The following is a 16,658-nucleotide window of genomic DNA, read 5'->3' as shown; positions in this document are numbered from 1 at the left end:
CACTACCTGCGCTACTACCGTCGCCGCCGTTCGAGTGCCTGCGTGACGTGATCTAACACGCGCCGATCAGCCTCTTGCGGCGAAGCCGGCATTTCAAGGTACAACATGCGCTCACTGTGGAACTTGTGCAACAAGCGGAGGGTCAGAATCAAGAGGCCAAGCAGCGTAATCGCCAGCATGCCCCAGGGCAACAGCTCGATCACCATCGGTATGACGGTAGAGGCCGCTAATTGTGAGGCAACAGCCGCTTCTGACCAGGCTATCTGCGCATACTTCACCAGATAGGTGAGCGTGAGCGCAGCGTTGATAAGCCCGATCCCGGTGCCGACCAGGCGGTGCGACCACTCTTCAGCGTCTTCCACTCCAAGCTCGGCGATAACGTCGATCCCATAACCAACGATAATCGCCAGCGTCAGCAAACCGCTCAGCGCCAGGAAGAGCGGCCAACCCGTCGCCAGCCCAACCCATGCCAGGAGATCGATCACCCCATTTTGCCAGAGATCGACCAGCACAGTGCCGATCAATGTGCCGGCCAGAATGAACCCGCTCGGCCAGGCGCCGCGCCGCAAGCCGATGAAACCGAAGAACCCGATCACTGCCAATGCGCCAATGTCGATGAGCATACTGTCACCCCTTAAGAGAGTGAAAACTCGAAATTACTACACATTGTAGCAGAAATGCCAGGGGAATGGTTATTGTTATGATACAATCTTTACCCGCTTCCCGGCATTGCGTCTGTGACCTATCATTCCCCGGCAGGCGTTAAGTAGGCATTTCTTCACTCGACGGGCAGAGATCGGTATCCGAACCGGCAGGCAAAGATGCTATAATGACCGCGTCAGACAACAGTTGTCTGCCGTACTATTGCCGCTTGCGGTTGCATTCAGCCGAAGCGCAATCGCTTGAGTGTCTAAGGAGGCTTGCATGGTTCGCGTCGCTATTAATGGTTTCGGCCGGATCGGGCGCCAAAGCTTCAAGGCGATGCTGGAGTACTATCCTGAAGAGTTTGAGATTGTTGCAATTAACGACCTGACTGACGCTCAAACCCTTGCCCATCTGCTGCGCTACGACTCGACGTATGGCGCATTTGATGGCGAAGTAACGGTGACTGATAAGGCGATTGTGGTTGAACAGGACGATGTGCGCTATGAATTGCTAACGCTGGCCGAGCGCGATCCGGCAGCGTTGCCGTGGAAAGAGCTGGGCGTAGATATTGTCATCGAGTCGACCGGGCGTTTCACCGACGCTGAGAAGGCCAAAGCGCACCTGGTAGCAGGCGCAAAGAAGGTGATCATCACTGCGCCGGCGAAGGGTGAAGATATTACGATCTGCCTCGGCGTTAACGACGCGAAGTACGACCACGAAAAGCATCATATCATCTCCAACGCCTCCTGCACGACCAACTGCCTTGCGCCGGTGGCGAAGGTACTCAACGATCGCTTCGGCATCGAGCGTGGTCTGATGACGACGATCCACTCGTATACGATGGATCAGAATTTGCAAGATAATGTCCATAAGGATCTGCGCCGGGCGCGCGCGGCAGCGATCAATATGGTTCCCACCACCACTGGCGCTGCCAAGGCGGTGGCCCTGGTGATTCCTGAGCTGAAGGGCAAATTCCATGGTTATGCCGTTCGCGTGCCAACGCCGACCGTCTCAATGGTCGATTTCTCGGTCTTGCTGAGCAACAAGACATCGGTCGAAGAGATCAATCAGGCATTTATTGAGGCCAGCGAGAGCGAGGAGCTAGAGGGTATCCTCGGCGTCAGCCATGATCCGCTGGTGAGCACCGATTTCATTGGCACAACCTACAGTAGTGTCGTCGATTTGCCGTTGACGATGAGCATGGGTGACGATTTCTTCAAGATTGTCGCCTGGTATGACAATGAGTGGGGCTATTCGGTGCGCGTCGCCGATCTGACGGCGCTGGTTGCCGATCGGTTTGCGTAGATTTTGTTGTTATCAATGCTTTTGATGTGGTCGAGCCGCCCAGATCGGGCCGCTCGACCACGTTGTTATCCGTTGCTTAACGCCATTGCTGCAACCGCAGTGCCCAGTCGCGCCCAAGGCGCCGGAGAACCGCTTGTTGCCGTTCGAGCAAGACGTAGGCCACCAGCATTAGCAGACCAAGGCTCCCCAGTAGCAGCCATTGGTTGAGCATCAGCGCTGCGTTGGCAACCAGCCAGAGCACACTGACCACAATACCGGCAATTCCGCCGATAAACGGCACCCGCAACCGCAGCAGACCGCCATATACGGCGACCAGTAGCGACTCGCCGCCGACCAGCAGGATGAAGAAGATGTTACTGGCTGAACCGGCGGCCTGAATCAGCGTCACTCCCAACAGCAAAACCACCGCACCGGTGTCCACCAGCCGCGCCAATCCATTGTTGCGCTGGAAGTGGCGAATGCCGTTTGCCAGCACCAGCAGGTAAGCGCCAACCGGAATGACGTAGAACTGGATCTCAGCCACTTCCCAGACTGTAAATTGACCGAGACTGGCAGCAACAAATGCTGCTCCGGCCAGATAGCCATACTCGCTGCGCCGTTCACGCACAGTGATTGTGACCAGAACGACACCGGCGTTAACCAGAGCAACCACCAGCGCGCGCATATCGGCAGCGGCAATCGCGATCGCCAGTAACCCAACCACCAGCGGTGTCCACAGGGTTGGTCGATACCAGCAAGCGCCAGCCGGCCAGCGCTGCGCCAGCCAGCCGGCCATCACCGGCAGCAGAAGCGTCAGCGCTAACCAGGCCGCCTGCCATGGCGCAGACAACACGGTCAACGCCAAACCTCCGGCCATACTGCCGATGAGCGCCAGCAGACTGAGCGTAGCGCCGAATTCACTCTGCTCGTGAGCGGTAACGATCGCGGTAACCAGTGCCCATACCAGCAATGGCCAGATCAGACTGCTCAGGTCGCCGGTGAAGAGCGACGATAGCGCCACCAGCCCAGCGACGCCACCAATCCCGTAGCTGTCACGACCGATCATGCGCAGCTCTGGCGCCATCCATCGACGCTGCGCAAACACACTGCCGATAATTGTCGCACTGGCTGCCGCGAGCAGCGTCCAGCCAACTACCAACCCATCACGCGGCGCCAGCCAGTAAGCCAGTCCGCCAACTGCAATCATCAGATGGATCAGGCTCAGACTCGCAATCCGCCAGCGCCGGTATGCTACCGCGCCGGCAGCCAGAATGGCCGCCGATCCGATCGTCGCCAGCGGGAGATTGACCAGAGCAGCCGGCGCGGCGAGTTGCGCCCAATGCTCCAGCACAACCAGCAACGCCGGGAGCGGTATCAGCAACGCGATACCCAGCGCAAAATGGGCATAGGGGCGGTCGTAATCTGGCCAGCGGCGCAGGGCCAGCGCAAACAGACCATACCCGGCGCTGAGGGGAACGGCCAGCACTGCCAGCGCGCTGAGACCACCACTCCAATCGAGAAATCTACCGATGACAGCCAGCATCCATCCTATAGTCAGCAGAGTCGCCGCCGGATACCCCATCCACCAGCGACGCCAGATGGCGCTCATCACGACCCAGCCTGCGCTACCAAGCAGAGCGGCACTCACTGCAATCAGCCCTGGTTGCGTGAAAGCGACCAGCAACAACAGGGAACTGAGGCCACTCAACAGGCCCGCCCAGCCCAGCGCCGGTTTCATCCAATACTGTTGCGACCCATGGCGGAGCAGACTCCCGCCAATCCCGAGCAGACCAGCCAGGCCCATCCCGGCCAGGAGATAGTGTTCCAACGTTGCCAGCCATCCCAGCCGGCTCAATCCGGCTGCCACGAACAACACGCCCGCCGTCAAACTGCTCAGCGCCCACCAGCTATGACGCGCGCGCGCAGCCTGCCAGCCGTAGAGCGCCATTGCCAGCGCCAGCGCCAGGATGCGCAGATCGACATCAACCAGGACAAGTGCAAGCGCCGTGAATGCAACCAGCCCGGCCCCCACGAAGCGACACGTCGCCGGCGCATACGCGATCCGCCCCACCATCGGCACAGCCTGCGTCAGAAACGCGCTGCCCCCGACCAGCAGCGCAATGAACAGGCGCTGACTCACCGTCTCACCGACCATAGCCGTCCAACCGGCAACCAGCACGATTGCCAGACCGAGCAACAGTGTGCCGACCAGCGCGCGACGGGCCTGCAACACCACCAGTCGGCCACGTTCGAGCAACGTCAACGCCAGGCCTGCCGTCCCGATCAACAGCGGATAGTTCCGGATTACCGCCGAGCGGTCGAGTGTCGCGCCAATGACCACCAACCCCAACACCGGCGCCACAGCCAGCAGCGGCAGAGCATAGCCAGACGAGCGCCGTTCGGTCGCAGCGGCCAATCCAACATATCCCAGCGCGAGCGCGGCAAAGCCTTGCGTGATCCAGTTTGGGCCGACATTGGGTAAGACCGATCCTACCAGCGCGGCCACGGGCAAGATGAGCGCAGTAGCCCACCACCAGTTTGGTTGGCGGTCAAACCACCCTAAACCACCCCAGAACACGGCCCCCAACGCCAGCGCCGTCAACGTGGCTGGCGCGGTCATGACAGTTGGATCGGCTAGAAAGAAGCTCAGGCTTACCAGCAACGACACCGGCGGGCCAGCCCATTGCAAGATACGCGGCCCCAGCGCGAGCGGAACGGCACTCCGCTGCGCCAGCCACCGGGCAACAATCGATGCCAACAACCACAAACTAAACGACCAGGCCGGCTGCCAGAGCGCGGCCACATTCCATTGCCAGAACGAGCTGATCATCGTGGCGCATACTGCCACGCTTGCGGCCAAACTGTAGAAAAGCCGTCTGGAAAGCCAGGCGCCAATCGTGTACAGCAGCGCACTTGATCCACTGACCAGCAGGAAAGCGAGCGGAGGATCAAGATTCAGCAAACCAGGGCGAGTAAAAGAGAAGGCGACAACGGGAACCAGTAATGCCGCCACTGCGCTCAAGTTGCGGCCAGCAGCGGCAAAATCCTCTCGCTGCTCCAGCCATCGCCCCAGCCCCCACAGACCGGCTGTCAATGCCGCGATAATCCCGACCTGCGTCACAGGAACGAAGCTGTTCCAGTTGAAGATCACGAGCACCAGACTCGAAACGACAACCAGAAATGTGCCAATAGCAAGCAACATCCGCCGCATTCCCAGCGAGAGGAGCGCGGCAACGAATGGCGACAGCCGATCGGCACGGCTCGCTTCCGGTAAATCAGCCGCAGCCACGAACGGCTTTTCATCTACTGGCGTAACCGGAACGTTCCCACCCTCCGGCAATGGCGCGCGATCTGGCGGCGCTATCGGTTCGACTGTCAGGGAAGATAATGGCGCATCGCTTGCCGAACGTGTCGCGAGCATCGACATCGGTTCTGGCACCGGTTGAGCCGGCGCGGGTATACCATCTGCCACATCGGTAGATGGTACCTGGCGTGACTCATCAAGTTCTACCGATTCTGCCACCCGGGGCATCTCACGGCTCCACAACAATTTCAGCAGCCGATCGGCGGTAGCTTGATCAATTTGTTGGGTTTGCCGCCAGAATTGCACCAGATCGGCGAATTGCGAGCGCGGATCGGCTCGGCGCGCCACGCTCAGGCCAATGAAAAAACCTATCACACCTGCGATCAAGATGAGAGGCAGTGAGCAGAAGATGATGACAGTCTCAACTCCCATACCACGCTCCAAACACTTTCGGATCCACGCGAATCTGCCGAAGTCGCATCTCTGAGTCAGCGACCATATGCCATACACCGATCGCAAGATCGCCTGTGGAGAAGCAAACGTCAGTCAGTTGCGAGGCTTATCGTACCATTTTTGGAGCGCGAATTTGGTAACAATTTTGCAAAATTTTGACGCCGTTCATCACCGCTCAGGTAGATCTTCCCCACCGGTTGGAAGCATTTCTCTCTGGTGACGCATTATATCAAATGGATATCATGACAATATACGATAAAACATGTAACCTGTTACAAGTGAGGCAAACATGCAGCGGGAGCGGATTACCTCAGTTTCTCGACCGGCTACGCGCTACGAGATGCCTTACCGGCTGGCCCAGTTTTTGGCCGTCCTGGTCACGCTTGGCGCCATGCTAGGAGTTGCGGCGGCCTGCAACGCGATTGCCGGCGCATAAGCTACACCCTCTTCTCGTCGCTCCGACAAGACGATGCGGCCTCTGGCCGCGTTGTTTTTTTGCCTTGAAACGCTGTGCAGTCAACGTGGTACAATAGAAGCGGCAGAGCAACGCAAAGTGTTGCGCAATCATTCATTATTTGTGACATTCTTAACAAAAAACCGGCTGTCGGTATCAAACGACCAAGGAGCGGGCGAGGCATGAATGAATGGAATGGTTTTTACGGCCCAAATGCCGGCTATCTGATCGAATTGTACGAACGTTACCGCGTCGATCCCAATTCGGTTGATGAAGCGACGCGCGCCTTCTTTGCCCAATGGACGCCGCCAGACGAAGGTCTGGCATCGACTGATGAACGCGGCCAACCCCAACTCGACGTGACGCGCATTGTTGGCGCAGCGCGCTTAATCCGATACATCCGCGAACTAGGTCACCTGGCAGCCCGGATCGACCCGCTGGGCAGCGATCCTCCCGGTGATCCCGGTCTTGAGCTGGCCACGCATGGCGTGACTCAGGCTGACCTGGCGGCCCTGCCGGCGCATATTGTGCGCGGGCCGATTGCCACCCAGGTGCGCAATGCCGCCGAGGGCGTTGAACGTTTGCGGCAGGCCTATTCCGGCTCGATTGGGTACGAGACTGACCAGATTCAAGATTATCGCGAACGAGCCTGGATCCGCGAAGCCGCCGAAGATCGGCGCTTTTTTGGCGGGATGGATGCCGAACGGCAGCGCGAATTGCTCGACCGCCTGACCGAGGTTGAGACCTTCGAGCGCTTTTTGCACAAAACCTTCCCCGGTCAAAAGCGGTTTTCGATCGAGGGTTGCGATATGCTCATCCCGATGATCGATGCAATTATCCGCAATGCCGCCACTGCCGGCACTAAAGAGGTCGTGATCGGCATGGCTCATCGTGGCCGCTTGAATGTGCTGGCTCACATCCTTGGCAAGCCCTATTCGATGATCCTGACCGAGTTTCACTCGCCCGACTATACCAAAGATACATATGAGGGCTGGACCGGTGACGTGAAGTATCACCTGGGCGCGCGCAAGGCCTACCGCGAGAGTGGCGTGGCCGAAATGCCGATTACGCTGGCGCCCAACCCCAGCCATCTGGAGTTTATCAACCCGGTGGTCGAAGGGCGCGCGCGCGCCGCTCAAGAGCGTCGGCATCGGCCAGGCTTCCCCGAAGAGGATGAGAAGGAGTCGCTCGCGATCTTGATCCACGGTGATGCCGCTTTCCCCGGTCAGGGAATTGTGGCCGAAACGCTCAACCTCTCCCGCTTGAAGGGATACCACACTGGCGGGACAATTCACATCATTATCAACAACCAGATCGGGTTTACCACCGATAGCAACGATTCGCGTTCGACTCTCTATGCCAGTGACCTGGCCCGCGGGCTGGAAATTCCGGTTGTTCACGTCAATGCTGATGATGTTGAAGCCTGCATCGCTGCAGCGCGCATGGCCTCGGCCTACCGTGAAAAGTTTCAGAAAGATTTTCTGATCGACCTGGTCGGCTACCGACGTTGGGGGCACAACGAAGGTGATGAGCCGGAGTTTACCCAACCCAAGATGTACGAGCGCATTCGCAATCACCCGACCGCGCGCGAGATTTGGGCGCGTGAACTCGAACGTCGCGGGATTATTACGCGCGAAGAGGCGCAGGCGCGCGTCGATGCCGTGATGCAGAAGCTTCAGCAGGCATTCGAGAAGGTGCGCGAACGGCAACGTCTGGCCGCTTCGCTACCACCGGCCCCGCCACCGCCTGACCCGCAGCCGCTGCGCCGACCGCCGATCTTTGCCCGCCCGGTATCGGCCAAGACGTTGATCGAACTCAACGAGGCGCTGCTCGACCGACCGGAAAACTTTACCGTTCATCCCAAACTCGAGCGCATGTTACAACGCCGCCGCCAGGCGATTTATGAAGAGAATGGCATCGAATGGGGGCACGCTGAAGCACTGGCCTTCGCCAGCATTCTCGCCGACGGCACACCCATCCGCTTAACTGGTCAAGACAGCGAGCGAGGCACGTTTAGCCACCGCCACGCCGTCCTGCACGACGTGGTTACCGGCGAGCGCTTCATTCCGCTGCACGCCATTCCTCAGGCTCGCGCGTCGTTTGCGGTCTATAACAGCCCGCTCTCTGAAGCCGCCGTGCTCGGTTTTGAGTATGGCTATAGCTGCCATGCCCCCGACACGTTAGTGCTGTGGGAAGCGCAGTTTGGCGATTTTGCCAATGGCGCTCAGGTGATTATCGACCAGTTTATCGTCAGCGGTCATGCCAAGTGGGGGCAAAACCCGTCGCTGGTGATGCTCTTGCCACACGGTTACGAAGGGCAAGGCCCGGAACACTCGAGCGCGCGGCTGGAGCGCTTTTTGCAACTGGCAGCCAACGACAACATCCGCATCGCCAACTGCACCACGGCGGCGCAATATTTCCATCTGCTGCGCTACCAGGCCGCTTCACTCTACGCCGATCCCAAACCGCTGATCATCCTGACCCCCAAGAGCCTGTTGCGCCATCCCCGCAGCAGTTCGTCACTGCGCGACCTGACCGACAATCGCTTCCAACCGGTCTTGGGATTGGGCGCCGAAGCTCCCGCTCCCGAAGGAGTCACCCGCCTCATCCTGTGTTCGGGTAAGGTGGCGATTGACCTGCTCTCGAGCGCCGAATGGGAAAAGACGGCTGGTCGGGTTGATCTGTTGCGGCTCGAGCTACTCTACCCCTTCCCGACGGAAGAATTGCGCGCTGCCACGCAGCGGTATCCGCATCTGCGTGAGGTGATCTGGCTGCAAGAAGAGCCGCAAAATATGGGAGCGTGGACGTTTGTCTGGCCGCGATTGCAACAACTGTTGCCGGAAGGGGTTACGCTGCGCTACGTCGGACGCGCCGAATCGGCCAGTCCGGCTGAGGGTCTGCATAGCATTCACGCGCGCGAGCAGGCCCGTATTCTGCGCGAAGCGGTGGCCGATATACCAGACGCGCCGGTTCCGGCTATCGCAGGCCAGACGGCGCTGACGCGATAAGCGATTTGCGACCGTCGCGGCAGGCCCGGCGAGTCAGAGCAGGAGCGATCTGTCATCTGTATGAAGCTGTGTCTGCCGCCTGTGGAATATCTACAATGCTTGGAGAGGCTCACTACACTGATAGAGGCAGGTTAACGGCATGGCATACGAAATTCGAGTGCCGTCGCTAGGCGAATCGATTGTTGAAGCGACGGTAGCGCGCTGGTTGAAACGAGAGGGAGAAGCAGTCTCCATTGGCGAACCGGTCGTCGAACTCGAGACCGACAAGGTGAATCTCGAGGTTGCCGCCGATCAGAGTGGCGTATTGGCGAGCATCGCCTGTCCGGAAGGCACAACGGTGGCAATCGGCGATCTGCTAGGGACAATCGAAGCCGGGGCATTACCCAAAGCGCCGTCGGTTACTGCTCCGGCGGTCACTTCAACCGCTGCATCGGTTCCGACAGCGCCGGCAACAGAGGTGCTGGCAACGCCGGTAGCGCAAAAAGTGGCGGCTGAGCACGCCATCGATCTGCGCGCCGTGCCGGGTAGCGGCCCGGGTGGACGGGTGACGAAAGAAGACGTACTGCGCCTGGTCTCTGGCGCAGGCCCAAGCGAGGCCACAGCCAAAGCCGACGAGTCACGGGTACACGTCAGCCATGCCATCCCGGCAATCATTGAAACACCACCGCCACCACCGCCGGCAACTGCGCCAACGCCACCACAACCGGCAGCGGTGCCTGCGCCACCGCGACCGACTCCATCACCTGCGCCCGCGCCGGTTAGTGTCACCACGAATGGCGATCGGCGTGAAGAACGGCAGCGGCTGAGCCGCCGGCGACTGACGATTGCCCGTCGCCTGGTGGAAGCGCAGCACACTGCCGCAATGCTCACAACCTTCAACGAGATCGATATGAGCGCCGTGATGGCCCTGCGCGCCCGCCACAAAGACTCGTTTAAAGAGCGACACGGCGTCGGACTGGGCTTCATGTCATTCTTCACCAAAGCTGTCGTCGGCGCGCTTAAGGCCTTTCCGCTCGTCAACGCCGAGATTCAGGGCGAAGAGGTGGTGATCAAGTACTACTACGACATCGGCATCGCCGTTGGCGTCGATGAAGGGCTGGTTGTGCCGGTTGTGCGCGACGCCGACCGCAAGACCTTTGCCCAAATCGAGCGAGAGATTGCCCAACTGGCCAAAAAAGCGCGCGAAGGCACATTGAGCCTGGCCGAGCTACAGGGTGGCACCTTTACGATTACCAACGGCGGCGTCTACGGTTCACTGATGAGCACCCCGATCCTGAACGCGCCGCAGGTAGGCATTCTTGGCATGCACAAGATCGAAGAGCGTCCGGTGGTTGTCAACGGCCAGATCGTCATTCGCCCGATGATGTACGTCGCGCTCAGCTACGATCACCGCCTGATCGATGGCAGCACCGCAGTGCGCTTTCTGGTGAAGGTGAAGGAGCTGATCGAAGATCCAGAAGCGCTGCTACTGGAAGGGTAAATCCTCGCGCGCCAATGCTGGCCGGGGCGGTCGCGCTGACCGCCCCGGTTTCGTATCGAGACAGTTGCCCTCCTGCGCCACACGACATAGGCGTGGAGCCTGTATTCAAACAAACTGCTGCCCGCCGATCCGACCAGCGCCTCTTCCAGACCTGCGCGCCGCGTGGCATGGTATGATTCGGACTGAACTAATCTGACCGATACAACCACACCGACGCGCAGATCACGCCTATGGCCGATCCACAAACGATCCGAACATATGACGAGCTGGCCCGCCAGCAGGCAGCGTTCCAACGAAGCCTGCACCCCGATGCGATCTATCGCCTGGTTGACACCTTCTTTCACCCGGGCAAACCCACAGCGGATGTGGGCAGCGGCAGCGGACGCGATGTTGCGTGGTTGAACCAGCGCGGCTTCCCAACCGTAGGGTTCGAGCCATCAACCGGGATGATCGCCGAGGCTCGCGCCGCCTACCCCGGCATCGAAGTGCGCGCAGCGGCACTGCCCGAACTGGCGGGAATTGCCGATGCCAGCTTCGACAACGTGCTCTGCATCGCCGTGTTGATGCACATACCGGCAGCAGCACTGATCAGCGCAACGATCAACCTGGCCCGGATCATGCGCCCGGCAGGACGACTGATCATCTCGTATCGCACACCTCCGCCGGAGGGTGAACGCGCCCTCGATGGCCGGCTCTACACCTGGCTACCACCTGCCCGCCTTACCCTCCTGCTCGAATCGAGCGGTCTGCGCGTGTTGTTTACCGAAGAGACACCTGACCCGCAACGACCCGGCATTCGCTGGTTTAATCTCGTGGCAGAGAAGGGCGCGCTGGATCGCGTGAGTGGGTTGGAGAGGATTATCGTTCGCCAAACCGATCCTTCAGCCATTCACTGATTTCGTCCTCATCGATATATGGCGCTTGCAAACGCACTATCCTACCATCAGAACCGCGGAAGAGCATGTCACCATAGCCAAGCAGATTCTCGGCACCCTGCGCATCAAGCACGACTCGTGAATCGACAATGGAAGCCACCCGTAGCGCTACACGCACGTCTAAATTGGCTTTGATTGTTGAGGTAAGCACATCGGCACTGGGGCGCTGTGTTGCTACTACCAGATGAATGCCTACAGAGCGAGCTGCAGCGGCTAAGATGCTGAGTTGTTGCTCAAATATCTCCTGTTCTTTTCGATCCATTTGGTTCTTCAGTAAAGCATACTCGTCAATAATTGCAACAATTGGCGGCAACGCCTCATCTGGGTAGCGCTGATTAAACGTTTTGATCTTCATGCTCCGATTGGCAATGATCCGCTGTCGCCGAGGCATCTCGCTACGGGCAAGATCCAACAGTGCCTTGCGAGCAGAGTTTATGTCAACGATAACCTTGCCGCCACGTAAATGGGGAATCTGATCGAAAATGATAAAATCAGTTTGTTTTGGATCAATAATTAATAATTCTAGCTGACCCGGCTGGTAAACAGATAGCAGGCTTAGCAATAAATTGCGTAGAAAAACTGATTTCCCCGAATTGGTAGCCCCAGCGACGAGAAGATGAGGAAATTCGGACAAATCTTCAGTGATAAGCCTCCCATCGGGTGACATGCCAACAATAACTGGCAATTCTGCAGGTCCTGGTTCAGGTAATCGATCTAGAAGCGGACGCAGATATACAGTAGCACGTGGTTCGCGGGGAATATCAATTCCGATAAAATGGGTTCCTGGTACGTTATCGATAAAAGGAGGATACTTTAGCCTCAATTCACGAGCCAAATCTTGAGCTTGCGCCTGAATCTTACTTAGCTGCTGATTAGGCTTTGGTCTGAACTTAAACCGAATAATACTCGGCCCCTGGTCAGCATCAGCAATATTGATCGGGTAAAACTGGAAGTTCCGAATACGCAAGGCATATTCGATCTCAGCAGCTTTTTGTTGCAGCCAGGCTGGATCAACCGGTGGAAGTGGGCCAGGGATTTCTTTATCTTCTGAAGATTCGTTATCATTGGAAGAAGCTACGAGCCTCGGTTCAGGCAATGTATTGGGTGGAGGGGAAAGGGGATCAGTAGTTGGTAGAGGATCCTTTTTGTCTCCATCATCCATGTTCCAATCAAACGTTCGCTTCTCATCAATACTGCTTGTCTGCTGGATCAAGTTACGCAGCACGGTCACCAATTCCTTACGACCGTAGCGGTGTTCGTAAAGCGGCACCTCAGGCGTTTCAGCAAACCTTTCAGGGAACTCCTTTACCTCCGGCCCGTTCACAATACCGGCCTGGCCATCATAGCAGAAGACCATACTATGACCACTGGCATTAAGCGCGAAATTGCCTGCGTACAAATCGTCGCAAATCCCTTCCCAAAGCGCCCGTGTACGATCGGTGAGGCTCACATTACCGGCAATCGCCCGGTAAAGCTGATCATACCAGTATGGCGCGTCAAGATGAGAACCACCCGGCGCAAAGGCTCTCACTAACTTACTGATACCACTTCGCACCTGCAACCTGGCATCGCGCGCCTCTGGTTCTACAGCATCAACATTAACACATTTTGCTTCGATAATTTGAAGTGTTACATTCAGTTGGTTGTCATCTTGTCTGAGACCTATGAAGAGCAAGTCTGGCACTTTCTCCTGGTTGAACCAATGCTTAAAATCGTCAAGCAGAATCCAAACCGGCAAACCATCAGGATACTGCTGACGAAAGACCTGTTCTGTCTCAAAGATTGCCGCTACTAACCCGATCAATTCGTTCAGAAACACCCCTGGACCAGCCGCGCGCAATACAATGTCGCCGGAGACCTGATTTGCTCTATTCGCCAGATGGCCGGCAATTTGCCGGCATTGATCGCGAGAAAAGGTCGGCAACATCTGTTCGAGCCGAGAGGCCAGTCGTTGTTCGACTATTTCCTGCGCGCGACCGGCAGACGAGATTGTCAAATGGTGCAAGCGTTGCACCCCTAAGCCTAGCGCGTAACGAATAACCTGTATCTTGTCCTGAGCGGCTGCTCGTAACAAGAAGCGATCGATTGTCTCATCGTAACAAACTACCCAGTTGAAGTGATTGTGAAGTTGTTCGATCAGGTCCTGCCATCGTTCCAGTGACAGATCAGAATAGAGATTAATATTTTGATCGACAGTTGGTAGTTTTTCACCTGCGGACAGCGTACCGGCGTATTGGCACAACAAAAACAGTCGCAGAATATCCGGTTTTGCCGTCGATGTTAAGCGAAGGCGGCGGAAAGCTTCTCCTTCTTCAAATGGTTCAGGCTTGATCTGATGAGCATGAATGATACTTTCTTGAGTTTCTTCCTGATATTGTTCAAGTTTCGCTTTCAAGCGCCGACTATTGTGGGTAAAAAAGTCGACCAATAAAACAAGATCTGCCGGTGCTACTTGGCGAATCACGTCTTGCAATGAGCATTCAATCACATCTACGGTGATTCTCGGTAAGTATCCGGCTCCTTCACGCTCTGTTCGCGCCATTTCCCCATTTAACCACTGATCAATTCGCCGATAAATAGTCGCGCCATGCCGAGAAGTATGAACAGTAACATGAAGCTGTTGTAGTAAAGGAGCTTTTCTGCTGATTTGATCAAGCTTCTCCAGCATCATGATCGGTAGCGCAGAGTGTTTGCACTCGAGAAAAACGATTGTTAGACCGTCGCGCGCAAATGGATATGTCGCTAGATAATCTTGCACAACACTGACCAGGACATTTACTGCCTGACTTTGCGCTATATCTTGTTCATCTTCAGCTAATTCGGCAATATTAAAGCCAGCCATTTCTGATGGATCAATATATAGTCGGAACAGTTCGTATCCCTGCACTTCCTCATAAGCCGTGAACCATTGCCCCTGTAGACCTCTGTCTGCGACACTAAGCGCCGGAGGGATATGATGCGAGCTGTAGGCAGCGCCAATTTCACGTTGCAAGATCTTGTGATCTATTACATGCACATGCTCCGCTTCATCACTGCCGAACATACGCATAACCAAATTATTGAATGCGCGCGCGCGATTGTGCCACCAGGCCAGCTTGAGAGGGTGAATCAATGGCATGACTACCCAAGAGTCAGGCGAAGATGGACTTATCATCCAGGCGCGGTTGATAATGCGGTATAGCGGCAAATACTGGCTTTTTGTGAGACTTGATAGAGCGGTGTGGAGAAATTCCTTGTATTGCTCTAGCAGTAATGCAACCCTCTCATTGAAAAGGCCGCTTTGCGCTGCGTGAATGAAAGCTGCCCATGCCTGCTCTAATTTGGATAGAGATTCCAGAATCGGATCGACAATGTCCTTTCGCACACCTTTTTCACGACAGATATCCTGCAGCATATCTCGCAGGTTGCCAGCATTCTGAAACCATCGTCCGAGTGTTCGGAATGGCTGATACAAGTCAAGATCATCGATCTTGTCGATATTTTGGTAGGAAGAGTAGACCGGAATGCGTAGCGCGGTCAACCCCGTATCAAATATGGGACCTAACAGAGTCTGTTGAGTTTGAGATAATTCACTCTCAAGTGCCAGGGCGGTTGCTGCAACTGGACTATCAGCCCGGTATTCCCAGTAAAGATCTGCTTTGGCAAGAGGGCGGGCTTGACGATCCATCGGTTCGAGCGTAACACTAAACTGAAGATGTACTTTACGCTCCTGCTCCTCCGCATCTTCCTCATCTTCGATGGCCTGTCTATCCGCTACTATCTTCCACAACTGATCTAGATCCCAGTGAATTGTCGGCATAAACTGCTCAATGCCACCATACACGCACTGAAAAGCGCGCGCTGCTTCGAATAGACTTGTCTTCTTTGATCGTTTATCCGTTGGCTTAAACTGTACTGACACTCGCAATTTGGCGGATCGGTCTTGCCCATAGAGGTGATACATCTCAACCAGTAAGGTCATCAAGCCGTAAAGAAAATCGGCATTTTTAGTGTCACGGGGACGCATCAAACGACGCAGAGCAGCGCGCACTTCAGGTGATAGTTGTGCATGCACTACTTGCAAGACCGCCTCAATAAGTGGTGTTCCAGGATCAACATCTCGCTCTATCGCATCAATCAACATATCTATCTCTTCGATAGGTGACGATAATTCTTGATTTACCTCCCGCAATTCTTGAATAACTTGCTCCTTCGTGGCCGCGCGTCGGCGAGGTTTTATGATTTGCTGTACCTCTTCCCAGTCTATTTCAAGAACACGTTTGAGCTGTTCGGGTTGATTGGCCAATGCGCCATTGATAAAATCGCGAAGTAATTGCCTTTTCTCTGCGCCAGACAAACCTTTTACTTCACTTTCATTACTGAATTCAGCGGCAGCAAGGTTATCCAACAACTTTTCTTGCTGGTTTTCATCTATAATTTCCAGCCCAATACGCGCTGCGCGGTATATCTCTCGCAGCAGGCTTCGACTGCGGTGATCGAACAAAGATTTCGCCAATCTACGACAACGGAAAAGACCTAGATGCGGAAGCGAAATAGCAATCGCAGTTTCAATGTCATTATTATCACTTAAGAGAAGATCTATTTCAACAAAAAACCCAACCAAATCATGAAGTTGCGGTTCTACTCCAATCGTTTTAAGAGTTTTACCAACAAAAGCGACAAGTATCTCCTTTTCAACCTCATTATACTGGTAATGTTGAATACTTGCCTCAATTAAATCCTCAAGTTGCTCTCGAATCAATGTCGCATTATTAATGGTATAGATGTCTTTGAGACTCTGCGCATCGCTAGTTCGTCGATTAAAGATCAATAACAACGTCTTGCCAGACTCTAAATGATTGCGATACCAGGTAGCCGATCGACCATCTTCGATTGCAAAGCTCTCAAAGCCCGGAATAGGCTCGATAGTGCGCGCAATGATGTTTGGATAACGTTTAATAAATTGGAGGATCTGTCGATACACCAACGCACTGAAATCCTCGAGACGAATAAATAAACGACCTGTTTGATTAGATGATTGGATCGTATTAATGCAACGAATAACAGCTCGAGCAATAATTTGATCGGTTTCTGGTTTCATTGTGGCCCCCATTGA

At 55.8% G+C, this 16,658-nt stretch carries 8 protein-coding genes; 5 read left to right on the top strand and 3 right to left on the bottom strand.

The genetic code is table 11. The features are described 5' to 3' along the window. Nucleotides 1-14: 14 nt before the first annotated feature. A complete protein-coding gene (locus Q0650_RS11615) occupies nucleotides 15-623 on the bottom strand; it encodes a CvpA family protein (RefSeq protein ID WP_298819127.1) in 609 nt (202 codons plus the stop codon). A 301-nt stretch (nucleotides 624-924) separates the two neighbouring features. Here Q0650_RS11615 and gap point away from each other — a divergent pair, with 301 nt between their 5' ends. Next, the gene (gap, locus tag Q0650_RS11610) at nucleotides 925-1,950 is read left to right on the top strand and encodes a type I glyceraldehyde-3-phosphate dehydrogenase (protein ID WP_298819125.1); all 1,026 of its coding nucleotides are present in this window, start codon (nucleotides 925-927) and stop codon (nucleotides 1,948-1,950) included. A gap of 76 nt (nucleotides 1,951-2,026) precedes the next feature. On the opposite strand, the gene Q0650_RS11605 is transcribed toward gap, so the two are convergent. After that, entirely contained in the window at nucleotides 2,027-5,665 is a 3,639-nt protein-coding gene (locus tag Q0650_RS11605; RefSeq protein WP_298819123.1) for a hypothetical protein, read from the bottom strand. A gap of 310 nt (nucleotides 5,666-5,975) precedes the next feature. On the opposite strand from Q0650_RS11605, the gene Q0650_RS11600 reads away from it, so the two are divergent. The 4 genes from Q0650_RS11600 (at nucleotide 5,976) to Q0650_RS11585 (ending at nucleotide 11,524) form a co-directional block, all read left to right on the top strand. Continuing rightward, a complete protein-coding gene (locus tag Q0650_RS11600; RefSeq protein ID WP_298819121.1) occupies nucleotides 5,976-6,122 on the top strand; it encodes a hypothetical protein in 147 nt (48 codons plus the stop codon). A 200-nt stretch (nucleotides 6,123-6,322) separates the two neighbouring features. Then, a complete protein-coding gene (locus Q0650_RS11595; protein ID WP_298819119.1) occupies nucleotides 6,323-9,148 on the top strand; it encodes a 2-oxoglutarate dehydrogenase E1 component in 2,826 nt (941 codons plus the stop codon). A gap of 139 nt (nucleotides 9,149-9,287) precedes the next feature. Then, nucleotides 9,288-10,628 carry a 2-oxoglutarate dehydrogenase complex dihydrolipoyllysine-residue succinyltransferase gene (gene odhB / locus Q0650_RS11590; protein WP_298819117.1) on the top strand — a complete coding sequence of 447 codons (1,341 nt, stop codon included), beginning with the start codon at nucleotides 9,288-9,290 and terminating at the stop codon, nucleotides 10,626-10,628. 230 nt (nucleotides 10,629-10,858) lie between these two features. Beyond that, nucleotides 10,859-11,524, top strand: a complete 666-nt coding sequence (locus Q0650_RS11585) for a bifunctional 2-polyprenyl-6-hydroxyphenol methylase/3-demethylubiquinol 3-O-methyltransferase UbiG (protein ID WP_298819115.1) — start codon at nucleotides 10,859-10,861, stop codon at nucleotides 11,522-11,524. Here Q0650_RS11585 and Q0650_RS11580 read toward each other — a convergent pair. Beyond that, the gene (locus Q0650_RS11580; protein WP_298819113.1) at nucleotides 11,487-16,643 is read right to left on the bottom strand and encodes a DNA translocase FtsK; all 5,157 of its coding nucleotides are present in this window, start codon (nucleotides 16,641-16,643) and stop codon (nucleotides 11,487-11,489) included. The genes Q0650_RS11585 and Q0650_RS11580 overlap by 38 nt on opposite strands. Between the last annotated feature and the right edge of the window lie 15 nt (nucleotides 16,644-16,658).

It is taken from the genome of uncultured Chloroflexus sp. (assembly GCF_937129525.1).
Lineage (GTDB): Bacteria > Chloroflexota > Chloroflexia > Chloroflexales > Chloroflexaceae > Chloroflexus.
The sequence above is the reverse complement of the archived record's forward strand: the minus strand, read 5'-3'. Positions and strand labels throughout refer to the sequence as shown.